The following is a 25,129-nucleotide window of genomic DNA, read 5'->3' as shown; positions in this document are numbered from 1 at the left end:
TTGCCCGCATGAGCTCTCCTGGGGTCTACGCCGAGCGTGGGGTCTTCGTCTGTCTCGAGGGCGGCGAGGGCTCCGGCAAGTCGACCCAGTCGCGGCTGCTGCGCGAGGCGCTGAGCGAGGCCGGGTACGGCGTCGTGCTCACCTTCGAGCCCGGCGACACCCCGGTCGGCAAGGAGCTGCGCCGCATCGTCCTCTCGCCCGAGACGGGTGCGCTGGCGGACAAGACCGAGGCCCTGCTCTACGCCGCCGACAAGGCCGAGCACGTCGAGACCCTCGTGCTGCCCGCGCTGGCGCGCGGTGAGGTCGTCATCACCGACCGCTACGTCGACTCGACGTTGGCCTACCAGGGCGCCGGCCGCTCCCTGGCCGTCGACGAGGTCGAGCAGGTGGCCCGCTGGGCCACCGGCGACCTGCGCCCCCACCTGACCGTCGTCCTGGACCTCGAGCCCGCCGCCGGTCTGGGCCGGTTCGAGGGCCGCGACCGGATCGAGGGGGAGTCCCTCGCGTTCCACCAGCGCGTACGCGAGGCGTTCGTCGCGATGGCGAAGCACGACCCGGAGCACTACCTGGTCCTCGACGCCCGCGCCCCGATCGCGGAGATCCACGACGCCATCCGTACGCGCCTCGAGCCGCTGCTCGCCCTGGCCGCCCGGAAGGTGCGCCCGTGACCGTCTGGGACTCACTGGTCGGGCAGCGCCACGTCATCGACACCCTGCGCTCGGCGGCCGCGGGCAAGGGCATGACCCAGTCGTGGCTCTTCGTCGGCCCGCCCGGCTCGGGCCGCTCCAATGCCGCGATCGCCTTCGCCGCCGCCCTCCAGTGCCCGCAGGGCGGTTGCGGGACGTGCCACGAGTGCCACACCGTCCTGGCCAGCAGTCACGCGGATGTGAAGCTCGTCCGCACCGAGAAGCTCACCCTCGGGGTCGACGACGTCCGCGACCTGGTCCGTACCTCCGCGCTCTCGCCGGTCGGTGACCGCTGGCAGATCCTCGTCGTCGAGGACGCCGACCGGCTCACCGAGCAGGCCAACAACGCCCTGCTCAAGGCGATCGAGGAGCCTGGCGCGCGCACGGTCTGGATGCTCTGCGCCCCCAGCGTCGAGGACGTGCTGCCCACCATCCGCAGCCGCTGCCGTCTGGTCACGCTGTCCACGCCGACCACCGCCGATGTCGCCGCCTTCCTGGTCGAGCGCCACGGCGTCGACCCCGCGCTCGCCTCGTACGCCGCCCGAGCCAGCCAGGGCCACATCGGCCGGGCCAAGGCGCTCGCCCGCGACGAGGCCACCCGCAAGCGGCGCAGCGAGATCGTCTCGATCGCCGGCGGGCTCGACTCGCTCGGGGCGTGCATGCGCGCCGCCGCCCACCTCACCGAGGTGAGCAAGGCGGAGGCCGACGCCGTCACCATCGAGCTCGACGCACAGGAGAAGGCCGATCTCGACACCGCGTACGGCGTGGTGGAGCGGGGCCGCCGCCCGCGCGAGTACGCCCCGGCGCTGTCCGCCCTGGAGAAGGACCAGAAGCGCCGCGCCACGCGGCGCCAGCGCGACGTCATCGACCGCGGCCTGATGGACCTGGTCAGCGTCTATCGCGACGCGATCGCGCTCGCCTCCGGCGCGCCCGAGCAGCTCGTCAACGAGGAGATCAGGCCCGCGATCGCCGACCTCGCTCGCAGCTCCACCCCCGAGCTCAACCTGCGCCGGATCGGCTGGATCTTCGAGGCCCGCGAGCAGCTGATGGAGTTCAACGTCCCGCCCGCGCTCGCGCTCGAGTCGATGATGGTCGCCCTCAAGTCATGAGCGGGCAGTGGCAGAGGATCGTCGCGATCATCGCCGTGGCCACCCTCGTCCTCGGTGGCGCCGTCGGCCTGGTCATCCAGGTCGTCGAGGACCACCAGGGCCAGGCGCCCGAGCCCGGCGTCGTCTCGGCGGCCCCCGAGCCCGGCTCCCAGGAGCCGCCGGCGCCCGACCTCGCGGCCTACTACCACCAGAGGCTCACCTGGGCGCCGTGCCGCAAGGGCGCCGAGTGCGCGTCCCTGACGGTGCCGCTCGACTACGCCCACCCCGGCAGCGACACCATCAAGCTCGCCCTGCTCCGCGTCGCGGCCACCGACCAGGAGCACAAGCTCGGCTCCCTGGTGGTCAACCCCGGCGGGCCCGGCGGCTCCGGGCTCGACTACGCCGCGAGTGCGAAGGACGCCTTCGGAGCGCCGGTCCGCGAGCGCTACGACATCGTCGGCTTCGATCCGCGCGGCGTCGGCCAGAGCGACCCGATCGACTGCATCCCCGACGCGCAACTCGACGAGTCGATCGCCCAGAACCCAGCGCCCACCACGCCCGCGCAGATCGCCACCTACGCCAAGTGGAACCGGATCATGGCCGCGGGCTGCGCGGCCTCCCCGATCGGCGCCCACATCGCGACGGTCGATGCGGTCCGCGACATGGACGTCCTGCGCGCCGCGCTCGGCGAGAAGCAGCTGACCTACTTCGGCGCCTCCTACGGCACCAAGCTCGGCAGCACGTACGCGGACCTCTTCCCGACCCGGGTCGGGCGGTTCGTCCTCGACGGCGCAGTCGACCCGACGCTCGACAACAAGCAGACCAGCCTTGCGCAGGCGGCCGGGTTCGAGACCGCGCTACGTGCCTACGTGAGCAACTGCGTCGAGACGACGCAGCGGTGCTTCCTCGGCGACAGCGTGGATGCGGGCCTCGCGCGGATCAAGGCGCTGTACGACCAGATCAGCGCGCACCCGCTGCCCGGCATCGGCGGGCGTGAGCTCACGGCGGGATCGGCGTTCTACGGCATCCTCACGCCGCTCTACAGCCGCGAGTCGTGGATCGTGCTCAGCCAGGCGCTCAAGGCCGCGTTCGCGGGCGACGGGTCGATCCTGCTGCAGCTCGCGGACTTCTACACCAGCCGCACCGCCACGGGCTTCTCCGACAACTCGATGGAGGCACTGATCGCGATCAGCTGCCTCGACGACCCGTCGGCCATCCGCCCCGACCAGGTCGCCGGCGTGCTGCCGCAGTTCGAGAAGGCCTCGCCCACCTTCGGCGACGTCTTCGCGTGGGGGCTGACCGGCTGCGCCTACTTCAAGGTCCACGCCGACGAGCCGACCCCGCCGTACGGCGCCCCCGGCGCGAACCCGATCGTCGTCATCGGCACCACCCGCGACCCGGCCACCCCGCTGGCCTGGGCCCAGCACCTCGCCACCCTGCTCTCCTCCGGTGTGCTCGTCACCCGTGACGGTGACGGCCACACCGGCGATCACGCCGGCAACCACTGCGTCGACGACGCGGTCGAGGGCTATCTGCTCGAGGGCACGGTCCCTCAGAACGGCCTCTCCTGCTGATCAGGTCGCGCCGGTTTCGCGGCTCGGCCCGGCGATGGCTAGACTCTGCGCGTCGCTTGATCCGTCACGTGACACGCCGCCTTAGCTCAGTCGGTAGAGCAGCTCACTCGTAATGAGCAGGTCATCAGTTCGATTCTGATAGGCGGCTCCACCAAGGGCCTCTCACCTGGGAAGACATCCAGGGGAGAGGCCCTTCGCCGTTCATCGGTGAGCGCTGATGCGCTCGGCAGTCCGCTGGTCGTGCCGGATGAGCGCCGGCGTCCGGCGGGCACGCGGCCACCAGGTGACTACTGCGACGCGTCCACGCCTCGCGTGGTGGCGGGATGCCAGCCGCTCCCGCTCGCCACGTCGATCCGTATGTCTGCCGCGACGTCTCCCAGGTCGACGGTGAAGTCGGCTGAGGTCCCACGCCGATCACGGCGGCGGATGACGACGCCGGCTCGGGCCGCGCCGCGCTGCGTCATGACGTTCAGGGCCTGGGTGGGCGAGTCGACGGAGCACTCGACGTGTGCCTCGCCAGCGAAGCGCCACTCCTCGCCGGGCGCCAACGAACGACTCTCGCCGTCGACTATCAAGCGGACCGGCCCGAGCGCCACGAACAGCCGATCGATCCCGGGAAAGGCGGAGAACGGGGCGGGGCCGTCCAAGGAGGCGACGCTGATCCGCCACACGATCCTCCCGGCGGCGTCCGCGCCGGAGGCGAGCTCCCGGGTGGCCCCGAGGCCGTTTCGCCAGAGCTCGGGGCGCACCCGATCGGGACGAAGAGTGTGATCAGCCTCCTCGACCCGTACGGGGCGCGCGTCCATCGTCGAAACCCTGCCTCTCGAAGCCTGCCGATGCGTGACGCCGGGGCCGATCCCGTCCTCGCGCCGGCCCGGCGTGCTGCTCACCGGCCGACGGGCATCGGGGTCTCGGCGGCGGGCATCCGGATGATCTCGCTCGGCGCGACGTTGCTGCGCGACGCCCACAGGTAGTACATGACGGCCGGCAGGATGAGCCCGATGATCCAGGAGATGTCGGCGCCGCCGAGCTTGTCGGTGAGGGGCCCGGTGTACATCGTCTGCGCGAGGAACGGCACCTGCACCGCGATGCCCACGGCGTAGGTGGTGATGGCTGCGGCGTTCCAGCGCCCGTAGCGGCCGTCGGGGTCGTACAGCGCCGGCAGGTCCACCCGCTCCTTGGCGACCAGGTAGTAGTCGGTGAGGTTGATGGCGCTCCACGGGGTGAAGACCATCAGCAGCAGCAGCACGAAGTTCTTGAAGTTGCTGAGGAAGTCGGCGCTGGCCCACAGCGCGATGAGCATCGAGACCAGCAGCATGGCGAGGATGAAGACGACGCGCGTGCGACGACCGACCCGCTGGGCGCCGGTGAAGCCGGTGACGATGGTGCTGGCGCACATGAAGCTGCCGTAGGCGTTGAGGCAGGTGACGGTGAGCTTGCCAGCGGCGATCACCAGGTAGATGACGGCCGCGACCGCGGCCGGTCCGGCGAGTCCGCCCAGCCACTCGACCTGGCTGCCCAGGAAGGCGTCGCCCGCGACCGCGGCCACCAGCACACCCAGCGTCATCGACACCTGGGACCCGATCACGGTGCCGGCGAGGGTCGCCCAGAAGACGCTGCGCTCGGGGGTGTCCTCGGGCAGGTAGCGCGAGTAGTCGGCCACGTAGGGGCCGAAGGTGAGCTGCCATCCGGCGCCCAGCGAGACGGCGAGCAGGAACGGAACGGTCCCGTAGTGCGTGCCGAAGGAGGCGGACACGTCGTGCTGGGTGAAGAGGCGGACGGCGAGGTAGGCGAAGCCGATCACGCCGAGGATCGAGGCGATCCGGCCCACCCGGTGGATCAGGTTGTGGCCCACGATGGAGATGACGGCCACGACGGCGATGAAGAGCACGATGCCGACCGCCGCCGTGTCCACGTGCAGGAAGGCGTTGATCGCCTGACCGGCCAGCACCGTCCCGGTGGCTGTGAAGCCCAGGTACATGACGATCACGAGGAGCAGGGGGATGACGGCGCCGTACACCCCGAACTGGGCCCGGCTCGAGATCATCTGGGGCAGGCCCAGGCGCGGGCCCTGCGCGGAGTGCAGCGCCATCACGACGCCGCCGATGAGGTTGCCGACCAGGACGCCGATGATGGCCCAGAGCGCGTCGGCTCCGAACACGACGGCGAGCGCGCCGTCGACGACGGCCGTGATCTGCAGGTTGGCACCCAGCCACAAGGTGAGCTGATTGCTGGGCGAGCCGTGTCGCTCGGACGCCGGGATGACGTCGATCGAGCGCCGCTCGACGGTGATGGTGCTGGGCAAGGTGTCCTCCGATCCCGAGCCTGACCTCCGCTCGGACCTGATGAATGAAGCTTCCGCGGAGGTAGTCCAGTCGAATCCCTGCGCCGTGAGGAGTGGCGCAGATCACATATTGTCTCGGATCCGAGACAGTTGCCGCCGCCGTCTCCGGGTCAGCGGCCGCTCAGGCGTCGCGACAGCGTCGCCGCCGTGCGGGTCAACGCGTGGGCCAGGGCATCGGGATCGGCTCCGTCCCGCGGGAAGGTGACCGCGAGCCCGGCCACCGGGTGCCCGTTGTGGTCGAGGACCGCCGTGGCCACGCTCGCCAGGCCCTCGGTCACCTCGCCGTCCTCGAGGGCATACCCACGCCGGCGCGTCTGTCCCAGCAGCGTCCGCAACGCCGCCGGCGAGCCCGGCCCGACGCCGGTCCGGTCGGTGAAGGCCGCGCGGTCCGGGTAGAGGGCCGTCACCTGGGCGGCCGGCAGGTGGGCGAGCACGGAGCGACCGCTCGCCGTCAGGTGTGCGGGCAGCCGTACGCCCACATCGGTCACGAGCGGGGGCCGCCCCGGGGCTCGTTCCTCGACGACGTAGAGGACGTCGCGACCGTGCAGGACGGCCAGGTGCGCGCTCTGCCCGACCTGGTCGACGAGCTGCGCGAGCGGGCGCCGGGCGAGCCGCTGCAGCGGTGCCTGCCGGGTGTAGCCGCTACCGGCCTCGAACGCGGCCACGCCCAGTCCGTACCGGCGCTCGTCGGCGAGGTGGACCACGAAGCCCTCCTCGATCATCGCGTTCACGAGGTGGTAGGCGGTGCTGCGGGGCAGGTCGCACGCGCGCATGAGCGTCTCCAGAGGGACCGGGTCGGCCTGGGTGGCGAGGAAGCGCAGCACCCGGAGGGCGCGCGTCGCGGCGGGGACCTGGCTCATGCCTCCAACCTCTCATGCGGGCCGCGGCAGAGTCTCGGATCCAAGACGCCTGAAGGTCTCGTATCTGAGACAAGAGCCGGGCTGTGACGCTGGTGCCGACGGGGCGCGGAGGGCTCCAATAGACCCATGGTTCAACACATCACGGTCGGCGTCGGACCGCTCTCGATCGACGAGGTCGTCGCTGTCGCCCGAAGGGGCGCAGCGGTGGAGCTGAGTGGCGAGGCGCTCGCCGCCATCGACGAGGCCCGCAAGGTCGTCGACGCGCTCGCCGCGTCGGCCACGCCGGTGTACGGCGTCTCCACGGGCTTCGGAGCTCTGGCCACCCGGCACATCCCCGGTGACCTGCGCGCCCAGCTGCAGCGCTCGCTGGTTCGCTCGCACGCCGCCGGCTCCGGGCCCTCCGTGGAGCGCGAGGTCGTCCGGGCGCTCATGCTGCTGCGCCTCTCCACGCTGGCCACGGGTCGCACCGGCGTCCGCCGCGAGACCGCCCAGCTGATGGCCGCGATGCTCTCGGCCGGCATCACCCCGGTGGTGCGCGAGTACGGCTCGCTCGGCTGCTCCGGAGACCTCGCACCGCTCGCGCACTGTGCGCTGGCGCTGATGGGCGAGGGCGAGGTCCTCGATGCCGAGGGCGCCCCGATGCCGGCGGCCCAGGCGCTCGCGGCCGCCGGCCTGGCGCCCGTCGAGCTGGCCGAGAAGGAGGGCCTGGCGCTGATCAACGGCACCGACGGCATGCTCGGCATGCTGGCCCTGGCCATCGACGACCTGACCGAGCTGCTCAAGGTCGCCGACATCACCGCTGCGATGTCGGTGGAGGGTCAGCTCGGCACCGATCGCGTCTTCGCCGCCGAGCTGCAGGCCATCCGGCCGCACCCGGGTCAGGCGCTCTCGGCCGCGAACCTCACGTCGCTGCTGCGCGACTCCGGCGTCGTCGCCTCGCACCGCGGGCCCGACTGTCACCGCGTGCAGGACGCCTACTCGCTGCGCTGCTCCCCGCAGGTGCACGGCGCCGCCCGCGACACCGTCGCCCACGCCGCCACCGTCGCGGGCCGGGAGCTGGCCTCGGCGATCGACAACCCGGTGGTGCTCACCGCCGCCGACGGGAGCGGCCGGGTCGAGTCCAACGGCAACTTCCACGGCGCCCCCGTCGCGTACGTGCTGGACTTCCTCGCCATCGTGGCCGCGGATGTCGCCTCGATCGCCGAGCGTCGTACCGACCGCTTCCTCGACGCCGCGCGCAACCACGGCCTGCCGCCGTTCCTCGCCGACGATCCCGGCGTGGACTCGGGCCTCATGATCGCGCAGTACACCCAGGCCGCGATCGTCTCCGAGCTCAAGCGCCTGGCCAACCCGGCCAGCGTCGACTCGATCCCGTCCTCGGCGATGCAGGAGGACCACGTCTCGATGGGCTGGTCGGCCGCCCGCAAGCTGCGTCGCTCGATCGACGGCCTGACCCGGGTGCTCGGCATCGAGCTGATGACCGCCGCGCGAGCCCTCGACCTGCGGGCTCCGCTCACGCCCAGCCCCGCCACCGCCGCCGTCGTACGCCTGCTGCGCGACGCCGGCGTCGAGGGACCCGGCACGGACCGCTTCCTCGCCCCCGACATCGACATCGCCCACCAGCTTGTCGTCGACCGCCGCGTCACCGCGGCCGTCGCCGACGTGATCGGAGAACTCGCATGACGACCACCACCGCCGGCGCGAACGCGGGCCACGACAACCCGCGCCTGCCCATCCACGCCGCCACCGGGACCGACCTGACCGCGAAGTCGTGGCAGACCGAGGCGCCGCTGCGGATGCTGATGAACAACCTCGATCCGGAGAACGCCGAGCGTCCCGAGGACCTCGTCGTCTACGGCGGCACCGGCCGCGCGGCGCGCTCGTGGGAGGCGTACGACGCGCTGGTGCGCACCCTGCGCGACCTCGAGCCGGACGAGACGATGCTGGTCCAGAGCGGCAAGCCGGTCGGCGTCATGCGCACCCACGAGTGGGCGCCCCGGGTGCTGATCGCGAACTCCAACCTGGTCGGCGACTGGGCCAACTGGGAGGAGTTCCGCCGCCTCGAGGAGCTCGGCCTGACCATGTACGGCCAGATGACCGCGGGCTCCTGGATCTACATCGGCACCCAGGGCATCCTGCAGGGCACCTTCGAGACCTTCGCCGCGGTCGCCGACAAGCGGTTCGGCGGGACGTTGGCCGGCACCATCACCCTGACCGCCGGCCTCGGCGGCATGGGCGGCGCCCAGCCGCTCGCGGTCACCATGAACGACGGCGTCGCGATCTGCGTCGACGTCGACGAGTCCCGCATCAAGCGCCGCCTCGAGCACCGCTACCTCGACGTGCAGGCCGACTCGATCGAGCACGCCCTCGAGCTGGCCGTCGAGGCGCGCGACGCCCGGCGCGGACTGTCGATCGGCCTGCTCGGCAACGCCGCCGAGGTCTTCCCGGCGCTCCTGGAGCGCAAGGCGCCGATCGACATCGTCACCGACCAGACCTCGGCCCACGACCCGCTGTCCTACCTCCCGGCCGGGGTGCCGTTCGAGGAGTGGCACGAGCGGGCGGCGCGCGACGCGGAGGGCTTCACCAAGGAGGCCCAGGCCTCGATGGCGGTGCACGTGCGCGCGATGGTCGAGTTCCAGGACGCCGGTGCCGAGGTGTTCGACTACGGCAACTCGATCCGCGACGAGGCGCGCAAGGGCGGCTACGACCGGGCCTTCGAGTTCCCGGGCTTCGTGCCGGCGTACATCCGCCCGCTCTTCTGCGAGGGGAAGGGCCCGTTCCGCTGGGCGGCGCTGTCCGGCGACCCGGAGGACATCCGCAAGACCGACGAGGCGATCCTCGAGCTGTTCCCCGACAACGCCCGGCTGCACAAGTGGATCGGGATGGCGCAGGAGCGGGTGCACTACCAGGGCCTCCCGGCGCGGATCTGCTGGCTCGGGTACGGCGAGCGTCACCTCGCGGGGCTGAAGTTCAACGAGATGGTGCGCAACGGCGAGCTGAAGGCGCCGATCGTGATCGGTCGCGATCACCTCGACTGCGGCTCGGTCGCCTCGCCCTACCGTGAGACCGAGGCGATGCTGGACGGCTCGGACGCGATCGCCGACTGGGCGCTGCTGAACGCCCTGGTGAACACCGCCTCGGGCGCGACCTGGGTCTCGATCCACCACGGCGGAGGCGTCGGCATGGGCCGCTCCATCCACGCCGGCCAGGTCTGCGTCGCGGACGGCACGGACCTGGCCGCGCAGAAGATCGAGCGCGTGCTGACCAACGACCCGGGCATGGGCGTCATCCGGCACGTCGACGCGGGCTACGAGCGGGCCGCCGAGGTCGCGACCGAGCGCGGCGTCCGCATCCCGATGCAGGAGGGCTGAGCGCGGTGACGGACCTGGCCGACTTCGAGCAGAGCTGGCGCGACCTCGCGCCGATCGGTCGCTCCGCGTCCTCGGGTGGTTACTTCCGCCAGCCGTGGCTCTCCGCGGAGCTGGAGCTGCGGGCGTGGTTCCGCGAGGCTGCGTCCGCCCGGGGGCTCGAGGTCGAGGACGACCCGTTCGGCAACCTGGTGGCGTGGTGGCATCCCGCCACCGGGGTCGACACCGCGGTCGGCACCGGCACCGGCACCGGGTCCCGAGGCCGGGTCCTGACCGGCTCGCACTTCGACTCCGTCCTCGACGGCGGCGCCTTCGACGGCCCGCTCGGCGTGGTGTCGTCCTTCGCAGCGCTCGACCTGATGCGCGAGCGCGGCGTGGCCCCTGCCCGCCCGCTCGGCATCGCCGCGTTCGTCGAGGAGGAGGGATCGCGCTTCGGCCGGGCCTGCCTCGGGTCCCGACTCGCGGTCGGAGCCACCTCGTGGGCCGACGCCCGCGAGCTCACCGACCGCGACGGGACCCGGCTGGGTGACGTCGTCGAAGGCGGCACCTCCACCCTGCTGGCCGACGTGGACACCTACGTCGAGCTCCACGTCGAGCAGGGCCGCGCCCTGGTCGATCGCGACGCGGCGGTGGGCGTCGGGAGCGCGATCTGGCCGCACGGCCGCTGGCGCTTCGACATCGCCGGTCGCGCGGACCACGCCGGGACCACCCGGATGGAGGACCGGGCCGATCCGATGCTGACCTACGCGATGACGGTCCTGGCGTCCAACGACGAGGCCCGGCGCACCGGTCAGCGCGCCACCTTCGGGCGGATCGACGTACGGCCGAACGGCACCAACGCCGTACCGTCGCACGTCACGGCCTGGCTGGACGCCCGTGCCGAGTCCGACGCCGCGCTCGCGGAGCTGGTCGGTGCGATCGAGCGGCAGGCCGGCGACCGCGCCGGGCATGACGGGACGCGCCTCTCGGTCAGCGCCGAGTCGGTGAGCGGTGAGGTCGCCTTCGACGGCGCGCTGCGCGACGAGGTCGTCGCAGCGCTCGGCGGTGTCCCGGTGCTGCCGACGCAGGCCGGGCACGATGCGGGCATCCTCCAGGACGCCGGCATCCGCTCGGCGATGCTCTTCGTCCGCAACCCGAGCGGCGTCTCGCACTCGCCCGCGGAGACCGCCGGGACCGCCGACTGCCTCGCCGGGGTCGAGGCGCTGGCGGACGCGCTCACCGGGTTGGTGGCGTGAGCGTCCACCTGTTGCAGCACGCCTGGATCGAGGGCCGGGTGCGCGACGCCGTCCTGGTCGAGATCGAGCACGGCCGCTTCACCCGGGTGACGCCGGACGCCGCTGACGCCGCGGACGGCGCCGACCGGGTCGGGGGATTGACGCTGCCCGGCTTCGCGAACACCCACAGTCACGCCTTCCACCGCGCGCTGCGCGGCAGGACGCAGTCCGACCGTGGCACGTTCTGGACCTGGCGCGAGCAGATGTACGCCGTGGCCGGCCGCCTCGACCCGGACTCCTACTACCAGCTCGCCCGCGCGGTCTACGTCGAGATGCTCGCCGCCGGCTACACCGCAGTGGGCGAGTTCCACTACCTGCACCACCAGCCCGACGGGACGCCGTACGCCGACCCCAACGCGATGGGCTCGGCGCTGCTGGCGGCCGCGCAGGACGCCGGCATCCGGATCACCCTGCTCGACACCCTCTACCTCTCGAGCGGGTTCGGTGCGGCTCCCGAGGGCGTGCAGCGTCGCTTCGACGACGGCAGCGCGGAGGCGTGGCAGGACCGGGTGGCCGCGCTGCGCATCCCCGACGGTGCGGGCGACCGGGCGCGGATCGGGGTGGCCGCGCACTCGGTGCGGGCCGTCCCCGCGGCGGCGCTGAAGGCGTTCACGCCGTCCGTGGACGCCGGCCTGCCGGTGCACGTCCACCTCTCCGAGCAGGTCAAGGAGAACGAGGACTGCCTGGCGGCGTACGGCCTGACCCCCGCCGGCCTGCTCGCCGAGCATGGCGTGCTGGGGCCGATGACCAGCGCGGTGCACGCCACCCATCTGACCGACGAGGACATCCGTCTGCTGGGCGAGGCCCGCACGTTCGCGTCGTTCTGCCCGACCACTGAGCGCGATCTCGGCGACGGGATCGGGCCGAGTCGCCGCCTCGAGGAGTCCGGAGCCGTCGTGACGCTCGGGTCCGACAGCCATGCCGTCATCGATGCGTTCGAGGAGATGCGGGCGCTGGAGCTGGACGAACGTCTCGCGACCCAGGCTCGCGGCCACTGGAGCGCCGCCGAGCTGCTCACCGCGGCATCGGTGGACGGACACCGCAGCCTGGGGTTCGCCGATGCGGGGGAGATCGCGGTGGGACGGCGTGCCGACCTGGTCACGATCGACCTCGCCTCCACCCGCACCGCCGGCACCGGGGCCGACGAGCACACCGCCGTGTTCGCCGCAGGTGCCGCCGACGTGACGCGCGTGGTCGTGGACGGCCGCGTCGTCTTCGACGGTGACCACCGCAGCGTCGGGCGGAGCCTGAGCGAGAAGATCGGAAGGATCTGGGCGTGAGCCTCCTCATCACCAACATCGGCGAGCTCGTCACCAACGACCCGTCGGCCGAGGACCTGCTCGGCATCCGCACCGGCGCGGCCCTCGTGATCGACCACGGCGAGATCGCCTGGGTCGGCTCCGCGGAGCAGGCGCCCGCCGCCGACCAGGTCGTCGATGCCGAGGGACGCGCGGTGCTGCCCGGGTTCGTCGACAGCCACAGCCACCTCGTCTTCGCCGGCGACCGGGCCCGCGAGTTCCAGGCCCGCATGACGGGGGAGCCGTACTCCGCGGGCGGCATCCGCACCACGGTCGCCGCCACCCGCGCCGCCAGCGACGAGGAGCTCGGTGCCGGTGTGGCGCGGCACGTCGAGGAGATGCGACGGCAGGGCACCACCAGTGTCGAGATCAAGTCCGGCTACGGCCTCTCGGTGGAGGACGAGGCCCGCTCGCTGCGGATCGCGCGGCGCTTCACCGACGACACGACCTTCCTGGGCGCGCACGTCGTCCCGCCCGAGTACGCCGACGACCCGGCCGGCTACGTCGAGCTCGTCACGGGACCGATGTTGGCGGCGGCCGCCCCGCACGCGCGGTGGATCGACGCGTTCTGCGAGCGCGGTGCCTTCGACGCCGACCAGGCGCGTGCCGTGCTCGAGGCCGGTGCCGCGGCGGGTCTCGCCGGGCGCCTGCACGCCAACCAGCTCGGCCCCGGCCCCGGTGTGCAGCTCGCCGCCGAGCTCGGCCTGGTCGCGGTCGACCACTGCACCCACCTCGGCGACGCCGACGTGCACGCGCTGCGGGAGGCAGGCACCGTGGCGACACTGCTGCCGGGCGTGGAGTTCTCCACGCGCCAGCCCTACCCGGACGCGCGCCGCCTCCTGGACGCGGGCGTGAAGGTCGCCCTCGCCAGCGATTGCAACCCCGGGTCCTGCTACACCAGCTCGCTGCCCCTGTGCATCGCCCTGGCCGTACGCGAGATGGGAATGAGCCCTGCCGAGGCCGTGTACGCCGCCACCGCCGGCGGCGCGGCGGCGCTCGACCGCGACGACGTCGGCGCCCTGATCCCGGGCCGTCGCGGCGACGTGGTCCTCCTCGACGCGCCCACCCACGTGCACCTGGCCTACCGCCCCGGCGTACCGCTGGTGGCCGCCGTCTGGGTCGCCGGGCAGGGCCAGGCTCCGGCCCGCTGACCCGCTCCACCACCCGTGCCACCGCACCCGCTCCACCGCACCACCCCGCCACGACGAAGCGACAACGGCGTCGCCGACCAGGAGAACAAGGAAGCGTGACAGTCCAGACACCACCAGCCCCCGCCGATGCGCCCACCGCCGTGCGCACGGTCCTCGACGACGCCCAGGACCAGCTGGCCCAGGCGGTCGAGATCCTCGGTCTGCGACCCGAGGTGCACGCGATGCTCGCCGAAGCGCGCCGCGAGGTCAGCGTCAGCATCCCGCTGCGCCGCGACGACGGCTCGATCGAGGTGCTGCGTGGCTACCGCGTGCAGCACAACTACTCCCGGGGGCCCGGCAAGGGCGGCGTCCGGTTCGACGCCGGCGTCCACCTCGACGAGGTGCGCGCGCTCGCGATGTGGATGACGTGGAAGTGCGCCCTCCTCGACGTCCCGTACGGCGGCGCCAAGGGCGGCGTCCGGATCGACCCGCGCCGCTACAGCTCACGTGAGCTCGAGCGCGTGACCCGGCGCTACACCTCGGAGATCGCACCGCTGATCGGTCCCGAGCACGACATCCCGGCTCCCGACGTCGGCACCGACGAGCAGACCATGGCCTGGATGATGGACACCTACTCCGTCGGACGCGGCCACACCGTGCTCGGTGTGGTGACCGGCAAGCCGATCGCCCTCGGCGGGTCCCAGGGCCGCGCCGCCTCCACCTCACGCGGGGTCGTGGCCGTCGCCCTGGAGGCGCTGCGCCACCTCGGCATCAGGCCGCAGGGGGCGACCGCGGCGGTGCAGGGCTTCGGCAAGGTCGGTCGCGGTGCCGCGCGCTTCCTGGCGGACGAGGGCCTGCGGGTCGTGGCCGTCAGCGACGTGGACGGTGCGGTGCACGATCCGGGTGGTCTCGACCTGCCCGCGTTGGAGGCGTACGTCGGGGCGACCGGCAGCGTCGTCGGCTTCCCCGGCTCGGCGCCCATCGGCCACGACGAGCTGCTCACCAGCGCGGTCGACCTGCTCGTGCCGGCGGCCGTCGAGGGTGTCGTGCACGCCGGCAACGCCGCGGCCGTCGGCGCCCGGGTGATCGTCGAGGGTGCGAACGGGCCGCTGACGGCCGAGGCGGACCGGATCCTCGCCGAGCGCGACGTCCTGGTCGTGCCCGACATCCTGGCCAACGCCGGAGGCGTCGTGGTGTCCTACTTCGAGTGGGTCCAGGCCAACCAGTCGTACTGGTGGAGCGAGGCCGAGGTCAACGAGAAGCTCGTCGACCGGATGACCCGGGCCTGGCGCGACGTGCTGGCCTACGCCACCGAGCGTGGACTCTCCTTGCGGCTCGCCGCCACCTGCATGGCCGTCGAGCGCGTCTACGAAGCACACGAGGTGCGCGGGCTGTACCCCTAGGCGTCGGCGTCGCTCGTCGCGCCACCACCCAGCGGGCGGGCGGACGCCCTATGTTCGACCCATGCCGCCGGAGGTGACGACGTACCGCTCGCTGCGCCTCGCGATGCTCGCCCTGCTGTTCGCGCTCGCCGTCTCGATCGGCGCGGAGACGGTGCGTACGGGGTGGCAGACGTCGGTCAGCGGCTACTACTACACCGCGGCGGGTCCGGTCTTCATCGGCGTGCTGGTCGCGCTCGGGGTCTGTCTGGTGGCACTGCGCGGCTTCACCGACGCCGAGGAGGTCTGCCTCGACCTCGCCGGCATCTCGGCGCCGATGGTCGCGTTCGTGCCGACGCCGGTCGCGGGGAAGCACCCCGACGTCCACGCGATCGCGAACAACGCGGGCACCTTTCTGGCCACGCTCGCGGTCGGGTACGTCGTCACCCTCGTCGTGGGGCTGCGGCGTCGGCGGCGCGGTGAGGAGTGGCCGACCCGGTGGGGCTTCATCGGGCTGGTGGCCACCGCGGCGGCCTGGGTCGTCGGCGTCGTCTGGCTGCTGGCCGATCGCGCCGGCTTCGCGGCCCACGCCCACACGCTCGCCGCGGTCTTCACCTTCCTGCCGTTCGCCGGCGTCGTGGTGCTCAACACCGACTGGGGCGTGCGCGTGATCGCCCGTGAGGCGTCCGCCAGCCGCACCCGGTTCGACGCGGCGTACTGGCTGATCGTCGCCGGCATGGCCGCGGCCGCGCTCGCAGCCGGGGTCGCCTGGCTCGGCTGGCACCCGGCCCACACGCTGCTCGTGCTGGAGATCGCGCTCCTGGGCCTCTTCGCCGTCTTCTGGGTGCTCCAGACGATCGATCTCATGGACCCCGAGCGCGATCGCGCGTGCGCTACGGGCAGGCGTCGGGCCTAGCTCGCCGCCGCATCCGCGGGCGTCGCGACCGGGCGGCGGGTGTCGAAGTGCAGCTCCGGGGTGTCGATCCGGGCGTGCTTGAGCATCGGCAGGTCGCGGAAGTAGTCGTTGCGGATCACCCACGGGCCGCGCTTGCCCTGGCGGGGCATCACCGCGTCACCGCGGGCGATGTAACCCGAGCGCATCGAGGCGCCGAGCACCGACACGTCGTCGCGGTCCTCGTCGGTGCCCTCGGCGACGAAGGTGGTGTAGCCGGAGGTCGCCATGAAGTCGAGCAGCCGGGAGAAGTACGTCGCGGCCAGGTCGGCCTTGAGGGTCCACGAGGAGTTCGTGTATCCGATGACCGCCGCGAAGTTGGGGACGCCCTCGATGAGCACGCCCTTGTAGAGCAGCTTCTCGCGCACGACGACCTCCTCGCCGTCGACGTAGACCGCGGAGCCGCCCATCAGCTGCATCTTCAGGCCGGTCGCGGTCACGACGATGTCGGCCTCGATGGTCTCGCCCGACGCCAGCTCGATGCCGGTCTCGGTGAAGGTGTCGATGTGGTCGGTGACGATGGTCGCCTCGCCACGGCGGAACGTGCGGAACAGGTCGCCGTTCGGAACCACGCACAGCCGCTCGTCCCACGGGTTGTACGACGGCGTGAAGTGCTGGAGCGAGACCTTGCGGCCGATCTGGGCCTTCACCGCGCCGAGCAGCACGCGGCGCGCGACCGACGGCGCCGCCTTGCAGAACGTGTAGATCGCGCGCTGGAGCGCGATGTTGCGGGCGCGGCCCGTCTTGTAGCCGACCATCTGCGGCATCCGCGTCAGCGACAGGATCGAGGCGGCCGGGTCCTCCGCGGGCACGGTCATGATGTAGCTCGGCGAGCGCTGCAGCATCGTCACGTGCGCGGCGGTCTTCGCCATCTCCGGTACGAGGCTGATGGCGGTCGCGCCGGAGCCGATCACGACGACCTTCTTGCCGGCGTAGTCGAGGTCCTCGGGCCAGAACTGCGGGTGCACGAACTGTCCGCCGAAGCGCTCCTCGCCGGTCCAGGTCGGGCGGTAGCCCTCGTCGTAGGAGTAGTAGCCGGTCGCCGCGACGAGGTGCTTGGCGGTCCAGGTCTCCTCGAGGCCGGTGGCCTCGTCGAGCGCCGTGACGGTCCAGCGCCCCGCGAGGGTCGACCACTCCGAGCGGACGACCTTGCGGCCGAACGTGATGTGGTCGGTGACGCCGTACTCCTGCGCCGTCTCGGTGACGTACTCCTTGATCCCGGGGCCGTCGCTCAGGATCTTGGTGCCGACCCACGGCCGGAAGCCGTACCCGAAGGTGAGCATGTCGGAGTCCGAGCGGATGCCGGGGTAGCGGAACAGGTCCCACGTGCCGCCGATCGCCTGGCGGCGCTCGAGGACGGCGTACGACAGCTCCGGGTGATCGGTCGACAGGGTGCAGGCCATCCCGACGCCGGAGAGCCCGGCGCCGATGATCAGGACGTCGAGGTCGCGGGTCGGGGTGGTCGTGGTCATGCGGCGCTCCCAGCGGTGGAGACGGTCGGGACGGGCACGGCGTGGGCGCCCGCGATGATGGTGTCGGCGACGAGCGCCGGGTCGTCGGGCATGGGCACGTGTCCGCAGTGATCGAGCCACACGTGGTGCGCGGCCGGCATCAGCCGCCGGGCCCGCCGCGCCTGGTAGGGCAGCAGCACCTTGTCGTGGTCGGCCCAGGCGATCGTGACCGGCACGTCGTTGGCGACCGGCGTGAACGTGTACGCGTTCTTCAGCAGGTGGTTGACCGTACGACGCGCCGCGAGCATGTTGCGCAGGTCGCCCAGCGCCATCTCCGGGCTGAGGTTCTCCGGGTGCTGGTAGAGCCAGCCCATCATCGCCATCCGACCGGTCGGGGACTTCGTCAGTCGCCCGGCGACGGGTGCGGAGGCACGGGCCGCGGTCATCACCGAGCCGAAGAGGCTGGTGATGTAGCGGAAGTCGCGGGGCCCGGCCCAGAAGCCCGCCGGCGAGAGGGCGGTGACCGAGCGAGCGAGGCCGTCGTTGCCGAGCTCGAGCGCGATCAGGCCGCCCAGCGAGTTGCCGGCGACGTGCGGGCCCTCGATGCCGAGACCGTCGAAGAGCTCCTCGAGGGCCACCCGCATCGCGTCCTTCGGGCCGACCGAGCTGTCGAGCGGCGCGGAGGCGCCGTGGCCGGGCAGGTCCGGGATGATGACGTCGAACTCAGCGGCGAGCCGGTCGATGACGGGGTACCACGCTTGACGCCGATGGCCCATCCCGTGGATCAGGACCAGCGGGTCACCATGACCGAATCGTTCGTACGCGAGCACGAGGCCTCCTGCTTGCAAAAGTTAGTGATACACGTTGTATCAGATACTTTCGGTATGGAACAAGGGTTCCTGAGGTGGCCGTCACACTCTTTACGCGCTGAACACCACCGTCCGCGAGCCGATCAGCAGCACCCGGTCCTCGGCGTGCTGACGCACCGCCCGCGAGAGCGCCAGCCGCTCGGTGTCGCGGCCGAGCGCCACCAGCGCCTCGGGGGAGGCGGCGTGGGTCACCCGGGTGACCTCCTGCTCGATGATCGGGCCCTCGTCGAGGTCGGCGGTCACGTAGTGGGCGGTCGCGCCGATCAGCTTGACCCCGCGCGCGTACGCCTGGTGGTAGGGCTTGGCGCCCTTGAAGCCCGGCAGGAACGAGTGGTGGATGTTGATCACGCGACCCTCGAGGGCGCGGCACAGGTCGTCGGAGAGGACCTGCATGTAGCGGGCGAGCACGACGAAGTCGATCTCGTGCTTCTCGACCAGGTCCAGGAGCGCGGCCTCGGCATCGGCCTTGGTCTCCTTGGTCACCGGCAGGTGCACGAACGGGATGCCGTGGTGCTCGACCAGGCCGCGCAGGTCCTCGTGGTTGCTGACCACCAGCGGGATCTCGACGGGCAGCTCGCCGGTCTCGTGGCGGTAGAGCAGGTCCACCAGGCAGTGGTCGAACTTGGAGACCATCACCAGCATCTTGCGGTGAGCGGACTCCCGGCGGACGGTGAGCGAGGGGGAGAAGCCGGCCAGGGCCGCGAGCAGGTGCTGCTCGACCTCCTCGGCGGAGCCCAGCGGCGAGTCGACTTCGGTCCGCATGCAGAAGGTGCCAGAGTCCGGGTCGGAGAACTGCTTGTTGTCCACGATGTTGCCGGACGCGTTGACGACTCCCTCGGCGAAGGCCCTGATGATGCCGGGCTGATCGGGGCACCTGAGGGTCATCACATAGCGCTGCATGGGAAGAAGGATGACACCATCACCTCTATGCGCGATCAACCGGTACGGCTCGCGATCGTCAGCCGCCAGGAGGTCGTCGCCCGCGGTCTGACGGCCATGTTGGCCGACTACCCCGAGCGCGTGATCGTCACGTCGCTGCCGACGGTGTGGACCAAGGCCGTGGGGGTGGAGGTCGTCCTGTACGACACCTTCGGTCTGCACGGCAACGACGGGGCCGAGCTCGAGCACCTGCTGCACAACACCCGGGCCAAGGTCCTGATCTTCAGCCGCGACATGCGGCCCGACCTTCGCGCGCGGGCGTACGCGCACGGGTGCCGCGCGTGGGTGTCGATGTCCATCCGGGCCAAGGAGCTGGTGGAGGCCATCGAGCTGGTCGCCGCCGGCCAGCCGCTGCCTCATCAGGAGGACAGGCTCGGCCAGGGGGTCGGCCTCTCGCCGCGCGAGGTCGAGGTGCTGGCGCTGGTCGCCCAGGGCCACTCCAACCTGGAGATCGCCGAGAAGCTGCATCTGAGCGGGAACACGCTCAAGAGCCACATCCGTCAGGCGTACAAGAAGGTGGGGGCGACCTCACGGGCCCAGGCGGTCGGCTGGGCGCTCCAGAACGGTTTCGCTCCGCCCGACTGAGACTCACCCCTAGGGGTGGGATTGTACGAGGCCTATCCTCACCCCGAGGGGCCATTTCCACATTCGTTCGGTTACCCCGTGGGGCATCGGGGGGACGGTCGAGTCATGAGCCCGACCGCGACACTCCAGCAGGACCTGCCCCGCGAGGTCCGACGCTCTGAGACCACCCGTCTCCTCGAAGAGGCGGCGGTTGCCGCCGGCGAGGAGCGCGACGCCCTGATCGACCAGGTGATCGTCATCAACACCTCCGTGGCCCGCGCCATCGCGGCGCGCTACTCCAATCGTGGGATCGCCCAGGAGGACCTCGAGCAGGTCGCCTACCTCGCCCTTGTCCGCGCTGCGCACAAGTTCGACGGCCGCCTCGCCGAGGACTTCCTCGTCTATGCGGTGCCGACCATCCGGGGGGAGGTGAAGCGCTACTTCCGCGACCACGGCTGGACCGTTCGCCCGCCGCGCCGGGTGCAGGAGCTCCAGGCCGAGGTCATGCGCTCCGAGAGCACCGACCCCGCCGAGCTCGCCCAGGCGATCGGTGTCACCGAGGCCGAGGTGATCGAGGCGCAGCAGCTCAAGGGCTGCTTCTCGCCCCTCTCGCTCGACGCTCCGGTCAGCACCGAGTCGGACGCCGCCTCGCTGGGTGACCTCCTCGCCGGCGAGGACCCGGAGCACTCCGCCTCCGAGGCGCGCCTGATGCTCGGGCCCGCCCTGCGCTCGCTCACCGAGCGCGAGCGGCTCATCGTCCGCCTGCGGTTCGTCGAGGACCTCACCCAGGAGGAGATCGGCGAGCAGATCGGCGTCACCCAGATGCAGGTCTCGCGCCTGCTCAAGAAGGTGATGGCCAAGCTCCGCGAGCAGCTGGGCGTCGACGACACCGCGCCGCTGCGCGCCACCGCCTGACCCCCGCCACGTACGAAACGCCCCGCCGACAGGCGGGGCGTTTCGTCGTTCTCGGATCAGTCGCGCTCGATCAGGCGTGGACCGGCGGGGCGACGATCCCCAGCGTGTCGGCCGTACGGGTCATGATCGCGGCCGCCTGAGCCGGGTCGTTCGACAGCGGCACGCCGAAGCTCGGCACCATCGTCTGCAGCGTCGGCTGCCAGTCGGCCCACCGGTCGGCGAAGCAGCGCTCGAGGACCTCGAGCATGATCGGCGGTGCGGTCGAGGCGCCCGGGGAGGCGCCCAGCAGGCCGGCGATGGTGCCGTCCTTGGCGGTGATGACCTCGGTGCCGAACTGCAGGGTGCCGTCGGGGCGGATCACCTGGACGCGCTGGCCCGCGGTGAGCTTCTCCCAGTCGGCGCTGTTCGCGTCGGGGAAGAAGTCGAGCAGGTCCTTGAACTTGGTCTTCTTGGTCGGCGAGCCGGCGAGCACCTGCTTGATCAGGTAGACGGTCAGCGGCACGTTCTTCAGGCCGGTCTTGACCATCGGCAGCAGGTTGCTGGCCTTGATCGAGCGGAAGAGGTCGAGCCACGAGCCGGCCTTGAGGAACCTCGGCGTCCAGCCGGCGTACGGGCCGAACATGAGGTGCTGCCGGCCGTCGACCACCCGGGTGTCGAGGTGGGGCACCGACATCGGCGGCGCGCCGACGGCGGCCTTGCCGTAGACCTTGGCGTGGTGCTGGGCGACCAGCTCGGGCTTGGAGGTGCGCAGGAACTCGCCGGAGACCGGGAACCCGCCGAAGCCCTTGATCTCGGCGATGCGCGACTTCTGCAGCAGCGGCAGCGCGTAGCCGCCGGCGCCGACGAAGACGAAGTCGGCGGTGTAGTGGAAGCGGCCGCCCTTGTTCTTGCCCTGGATGTGCCACACGCCGTCGTTGGTCTGGTGCACGTCCTTGACCTGGGTGCCGTACTCGATCACGGCGCCCTTCTGCTCCATCGTCGCGGTGAGGAGCTTGGTGAGCGCCCCGAAGTCGACGTCGGTGCCGGCGGCGTGGAACGTCGCCGCGATCGGCTCGGCGGCGAGCGACTCGGCGGTGCGGCCCTCGAGCAGGAGCGGTGCCCAGGCCCGGATCTGCTCCGGGTCCTCGCTGTACTCCATGCCCGTGAAGAGGGGGTGGTCCTTGAGCGCCTCGTAGCGGGCCTTCAGGTACGCGACGTTGTCAGCGCCCCAGACGAAGCTCATGTGCGGCGTGGTGCGGATGAAGGCCGAGGCGTCCGGGATCCGGCCGTTCTCGACGAGGAAGGCCCACAGCTGACGCGAGACCTGGAACTGCTCGTTGACCTGCACCGCCTTGCCGATCGCGACGGAGCCGTCGGCGTTCTCGGGGGTGTAGTTGAGCTCGCACAGCGCGGAGTGGCCGGTGCCGGCGTTGTTCCAGGGGCCGGAGGACTCCTCGGCGAGCGCGTCCAGGCGCTCCAGCACGCGGATGTTCCAGGTCGGCTCGAGCTCCTGCAGCAGGACGCCGAGGGTGGCGGACATGATGCCGCCGCCGATCAGGACGATGTCGCGGGGGCTGGCAGGGCTGATGCTCACTTCAGTGGCCACCTTCTCATTATGTTGTGATCACAGTTGGACGCCATTTGCGGGCCGGTTCCCGGAATCGTCCCCGCGTGATCCTGTGACCGGATTCACGCATGGTGTAGTGATGAGGCATGACCGAGTCGTACGCCGCCGGTGATAACGAGCCGGCCCTGCTGGAGGTGACGATCGGGGCGGACCTCGAGGCCACCGTCGCCCGCAACCCCGACGGTGAGGCGCTGGTCGAGGTGGCCACCGGCAGACGCTGGACGTGGCGGGCGTTCGACGACGCCGTCAACGAGGTGGCCCGGGGGCTGATGGCGCTCGGCCTCGGCGCCGGGGACCGGGTCGGCATCTGGGCGCCCAACTGTGCCGAGTGGACGATCGCGCAGTTCGCCACCGCGAAGGCCGGCGTGGTGCTGGTCAACGTCAACCCGGCCTACCGCACCCACGAGCTGGCGTACGTGATGAACCAGAGCGGGATGCGGATGCTGATCGCGGCGACCTCGTTCAAGACCTCCGACTACCGAGCCATGATCGACGAGCTGCGCTCCACCGGCGACGCGTGGGCGCTCGAGCGGGTCATCTATCTCGACACCGCCGACTGGGCCGACCTCGTCGCGGGCGGGCGGGATCTGCCCGACGAGGCCCTGGCGGAGCGGATGGCCACGCTGTCGCCGAGCGACCCCATCAACATCCAGTACACGTCCGGGACGACCGGCTTCCCCAAGGGCGCGACGCTCTCGCACCGCAACATCCTCAACAACGGCTACTTCACCACCGAGACCATCAAGCTCACCGCTGCGGACCGGCTCTGCATCCCGGTGCCCTTCTACCACTGCTTCGGGATGGTGATGGCGAACCTGGGCTGCACCACCCACGGCGCCACGATGGTGATCCCGGCGCCCGCGTTCGATCCGGCGCTGACGCTCCAGGCGGTCCAGGACGAGCGCTGCACGGTGCTCTACGGCGTGCCGACGATGTTCATCGCCGAGCAAGCCCTGCCGGGCTTCGGCGACTACGACCTCAGCTCCCTGCGCAGCGGGATCATGGCCGGCTCGATCTGTCCGGTCGAGGTGATGAGGCGGTGCGTCGAGGAGATGCACATGAGCGAGGTCTCGATCGCGTACGGCATGACCGAGACCTCCCCGGTCTCCTGCCAGACACGCGTCGAGGACGACCTCGAGCGCCGTACGTCCACCATCGGCCGGGCGGCGCCGCACGTCGAGATCAAGATCGTCGACCCCGTCACCGACAGGACGGTGCCCCGGGGCGAGCCCGGCGAGTTCTGCACCCGCGGCTACTCGGTGATGCTCGGCTACTGGGACGACCCGGAGCGGACCGCCGAGGCCATCGACGACGACGGCTGGATGCGTACGGGCGATCTCGCGGTGATGCGCGAGGACGGGTACTGCAACATCGTCGGCCGGATCAAGGACATGGTCATCCGCGGAGGGGAGAACATCTACCCGCGCGAGATCGAGGAGTTCCTCTACACGCACCCCGACATCGAGGACGTCCAGGTCGTCGGCGTCCCCGACCCGAAGTACGGCGAGGAGCTCTGTGCCTGGATCCGGCTGCGCGCGGGCGCGGCGCCGATCGACGCGGACGCCGTCCGCGCGTTCTCGACGGGCAGGCTCGCCTCGTACAAGATCCCGCGGTACGTGCTCGTCGTCGACGAGTTCCCGATGACGATCACCGGCAAGATCCGCAAGATCGAGATGCGGGCGCGCTCCACCGAGCTGCTGGGTCTCTGACTCGCCTAGGCTCGCCGCATGCCGCAGCTGAGTGCCGAGGAGATGGAGAAGCACCGCGCGTGGATCGACGAGGCGGTGCGCCGCGTCGAGGCCGACGCCCAGCGCTCCGCCGACACCCACCTGCACCAGGTGCCGCTGCCCACCGAGGTGGCCTGGGCCGGGATCGACCTCTACCTGAAGGACGAGTCGGTCCACCCGACCGGCTCGCTCAAGCATCGGCTGGCCCGCTCCCTGTTCCTCTACGCGCTGTGCAACGGCTGGCTGCACGCGGGCTCGACGGTGGTGGAGGCGTCCTCGGGCTCGACCGCCGTCTCCGAGGCGTACTTCGCCCGTCTGATCGGCCTGCCCTTCGTCGCGGTCATGACCGCGAGCACCTCGCCGGAGAAGATCGAGCTGATCGAGTGGTACGGCGGGCGCTGCCACTTCGTCGAGTCCGCCTCGGAGGTCTACGACGTCGCCCGGAGGCTCGCCGAGGAGGTGGGCGGGCACTACCTCGACCAGTTCACCTACGCCGAGCGTGCGACCGACTGGCGCGGCAACAACAACATCGCCGAGTCGATCTTCGAGCAGATGTCGCGCGAGCCGCACCCGTTGCCGTCGTGGATCGTCGCGTCCGCCGGTACGGGCGGCACGTCGGCCACCATCGGCCGCTACCTGCGCTACAAGCGGCTCCCCACCCGGCTGCTCGTCGCCGACCCCGAGGGCTCCGCGTTCTACGAGGGCTGGCGCACCGACTCGTGCGAGGTGACCGCGCACGGCTCGCGGATCGAGGGCATCGGCCGGCCCCGCGTCGAGCCGTCCTTCATCGGGGGCGTCGTCGACGAGATGGTCTGCGTCCCCGACGCGGCCTCGATCGCCACCATGCGCTGGGTCTCCACCCGGCTCGGCCGCACCGTCGGCCCGTCCACGGGGACGAACGTCTGGGCCGCGCTGGGGCAGATCGCGCGGATGCGGGCCTCGGGGGAGCAGGGCAGCGTCGTCACGCTGCTGTGTGACGGCGGCGAGCGCTATCGCTCCACCTACTACGACGACGAGTGGATCGCCGGCCGCGGGATCGACCTCGGACCGTGGAGCGCAGCGCTCGCGGAGTTCGACGCGGCCGGCTCCTGGTCGGTCTAGTCGG

The 25,129-nt window shown here is 71.5% G+C and carries 21 protein-coding genes and 1 tRNA gene; 15 read left to right on the top strand and 7 right to left on the bottom strand.

Going from position 1 to position 25,129, the window contains the following annotated elements; all coding sequences use genetic code 11:
* Positions 1-8 precede the first annotated feature (8 nt).
* From tmk to KSO98_RS02125, 4 genes are all read left to right on the top strand, one after another.
* Complete coding sequence (tmk, locus tag KSO98_RS02140) at positions 9-668, top strand: dTMP kinase (RefSeq protein WP_225283170.1); 660 nt, start codon at positions 9-11, stop codon at positions 666-668.
* A complete protein-coding gene (locus tag KSO98_RS02135) occupies positions 665-1,795 on the top strand; it encodes a DNA polymerase III subunit delta' (protein WP_225283169.1) in 1,131 nt (376 codons plus the stop codon). The genes tmk and KSO98_RS02135 overlap by 4 nt, the downstream gene beginning before the upstream one ends.
* Positions 1,792-3,348: an alpha/beta hydrolase gene (locus tag KSO98_RS02130; RefSeq protein ID WP_225283168.1), complete on the top strand. Its 1,557-nt coding sequence runs from the start codon at positions 1,792-1,794 to the stop codon at positions 3,346-3,348. The genes KSO98_RS02135 and KSO98_RS02130 overlap by 4 nt, the downstream gene beginning before the upstream one ends.
* Before the next feature lie 75 nt (positions 3,349-3,423).
* Positions 3,424-3,499, top strand: a tRNA-Thr gene (locus KSO98_RS02125).
* A gap of 136 nt (positions 3,500-3,635) precedes the next feature.
* On the opposite strand, the gene KSO98_RS02120 is transcribed toward KSO98_RS02125, so the two are convergent.
* The 3 genes from KSO98_RS02120 to KSO98_RS02110 all read right to left on the bottom strand — a co-directional run bounded on the left by KSO98_RS02120 (position 3,636) and on the right by KSO98_RS02110 (position 6,552).
* Positions 3,636-4,154 (bottom strand): HutD/Ves family protein, encoded by a 519-nt coding sequence (locus KSO98_RS02120; protein ID WP_225283167.1) that lies wholly within the window; start codon positions 4,152-4,154, stop codon positions 3,636-3,638.
* 80 nt (positions 4,155-4,234) lie between these two features.
* The gene (locus KSO98_RS02115; protein WP_225283166.1) at positions 4,235-5,653 is read right to left on the bottom strand and encodes a purine-cytosine permease family protein; all 1,419 of its coding nucleotides are present in this window, start codon (positions 5,651-5,653) and stop codon (positions 4,235-4,237) included.
* Positions 5,654-5,802: 149 nt separating this feature from the next.
* The gene (locus KSO98_RS02110; protein WP_225283165.1) at positions 5,803-6,552 is read right to left on the bottom strand and encodes an IclR family transcriptional regulator; all 750 of its coding nucleotides are present in this window, start codon (positions 6,550-6,552) and stop codon (positions 5,803-5,805) included.
* A gap of 126 nt (positions 6,553-6,678) precedes the next feature.
* Here KSO98_RS02110 and hutH point away from each other — a divergent pair, with 126 nt between their 5' ends.
* From hutH to KSO98_RS02075, 7 genes are all read left to right on the top strand, one after another.
* Positions 6,679-8,235, top strand: coding sequence for a histidine ammonia-lyase (gene hutH / locus KSO98_RS02105; RefSeq protein ID WP_225283164.1), 1,557 nt, complete (start codon positions 6,679-6,681; stop codon positions 8,233-8,235).
* Complete coding sequence (hutU, locus tag KSO98_RS02100) at positions 8,232-9,923, top strand: urocanate hydratase (RefSeq protein WP_225283163.1); 1,692 nt, start codon at positions 8,232-8,234, stop codon at positions 9,921-9,923. The genes hutH and hutU overlap by 4 nt, the downstream gene beginning before the upstream one ends.
* A gap of 5 nt (positions 9,924-9,928) precedes the next feature.
* Complete coding sequence (locus tag KSO98_RS02095) at positions 9,929-11,155, top strand: allantoate amidohydrolase (protein ID WP_225283161.1); 1,227 nt, start codon at positions 9,929-9,931, stop codon at positions 11,153-11,155.
* Positions 11,152-12,474 carry a formimidoylglutamate deiminase gene (locus tag KSO98_RS02090; protein WP_225283159.1) on the top strand — a complete coding sequence of 441 codons (1,323 nt, stop codon included), beginning with the start codon at positions 11,152-11,154 and terminating at the stop codon, positions 12,472-12,474. The genes KSO98_RS02095 and KSO98_RS02090 overlap by 4 nt, the downstream gene beginning before the upstream one ends.
* Entirely contained in the window at positions 12,471-13,643 is a 1,173-nt protein-coding gene (hutI, locus tag KSO98_RS02085) for an imidazolonepropionase (RefSeq protein WP_225283157.1), read from the top strand. Before KSO98_RS02090 ends, hutI begins: the two co-directional genes overlap by 4 nt.
* A gap of 95 nt (positions 13,644-13,738) precedes the next feature.
* Positions 13,739-15,025, top strand: coding sequence for a Glu/Leu/Phe/Val family dehydrogenase (locus KSO98_RS02080; RefSeq protein WP_225283155.1), 1,287 nt, complete (start codon positions 13,739-13,741; stop codon positions 15,023-15,025).
* 61 nt (positions 15,026-15,086) lie between these two features.
* Positions 15,087-15,917 (top strand): hypothetical protein, encoded by an 831-nt coding sequence (locus tag KSO98_RS02075; RefSeq protein WP_225283154.1) that lies wholly within the window; start codon positions 15,087-15,089, stop codon positions 15,915-15,917.
* Here KSO98_RS02075 and KSO98_RS02070 read toward each other — a convergent pair.
* From KSO98_RS02070 to purU, 3 genes are all read right to left on the bottom strand, one after another.
* A complete protein-coding gene (locus KSO98_RS02070) occupies positions 15,914-17,425 on the bottom strand; it encodes a flavin-containing monooxygenase (RefSeq protein ID WP_225283152.1) in 1,512 nt (503 codons plus the stop codon). The two genes, KSO98_RS02075 and KSO98_RS02070, sit on opposite strands and share 4 nt — an antisense overlap.
* Complete coding sequence (locus KSO98_RS02065; RefSeq protein ID WP_225283151.1) at positions 17,422-18,234, bottom strand: alpha/beta fold hydrolase; 813 nt, start codon at positions 18,232-18,234, stop codon at positions 17,422-17,424. Before KSO98_RS02065 ends, KSO98_RS02070 begins: the two co-directional genes overlap by 4 nt.
* Positions 18,235-18,324: 90 nt before the next feature.
* Positions 18,325-19,173 (bottom strand): formyltetrahydrofolate deformylase, encoded by an 849-nt coding sequence (gene purU / locus KSO98_RS02060; protein ID WP_225283150.1) that lies wholly within the window; start codon positions 19,171-19,173, stop codon positions 18,325-18,327.
* A 27-nt stretch (positions 19,174-19,200) separates the two neighbouring features.
* Here purU and KSO98_RS02055 point away from each other — a divergent pair, with 27 nt between their 5' ends.
* Entirely contained in the window at positions 19,201-19,797 is a 597-nt protein-coding gene (locus tag KSO98_RS02055; RefSeq protein ID WP_225283149.1) for a response regulator transcription factor, read from the top strand.
* 105 nt (positions 19,798-19,902) lie between these two features.
* Positions 19,903-20,691, top strand: coding sequence for a sigma-70 family RNA polymerase sigma factor (locus tag KSO98_RS02050; RefSeq protein ID WP_225283148.1), 789 nt, complete (start codon positions 19,903-19,905; stop codon positions 20,689-20,691).
* A 70-nt stretch (positions 20,692-20,761) separates the two neighbouring features.
* Here KSO98_RS02050 and mqo read toward each other — a convergent pair whose 3' ends face one another.
* A complete protein-coding gene (gene mqo / locus KSO98_RS02045; protein WP_225283147.1) occupies positions 20,762-22,276 on the bottom strand; it encodes a malate dehydrogenase (quinone) in 1,515 nt (504 codons plus the stop codon).
* Between the two features lie 107 nt (positions 22,277-22,383).
* Here mqo and KSO98_RS02040 point away from each other — a divergent pair, with 107 nt between their 5' ends.
* Both KSO98_RS02040 and cds1 read left to right on the top strand, forming a co-directional pair.
* Complete coding sequence (locus KSO98_RS02040) at positions 22,384-24,006, top strand: AMP-binding protein (RefSeq protein WP_225283146.1); 1,623 nt, start codon at positions 22,384-22,386, stop codon at positions 24,004-24,006.
* An 18-nt stretch (positions 24,007-24,024) separates the two neighbouring features.
* On the top strand, positions 24,025-25,125 hold the full coding sequence (gene cds1, locus KSO98_RS02035; RefSeq protein WP_225283145.1) for an L-cysteine desulfhydrase Cds1: 1,101 nt from the start codon (positions 24,025-24,027) through the stop codon (positions 25,123-25,125).
* Positions 25,126-25,129 lie beyond the last annotated feature (4 nt).

The sequence above is a fragment of the Nocardioides nematodiphilus genome (assembly GCF_020216525.1).
GTDB classification, from domain to species: Bacteria; Actinomycetota; Actinomycetes; order Propionibacteriales; family Nocardioidaceae; genus Nocardioides; species Nocardioides nematodiphilus.
The sequence above is the reverse complement of the archived record's forward strand: the minus strand, read 5'-3'. Positions and strand labels throughout refer to the sequence as shown.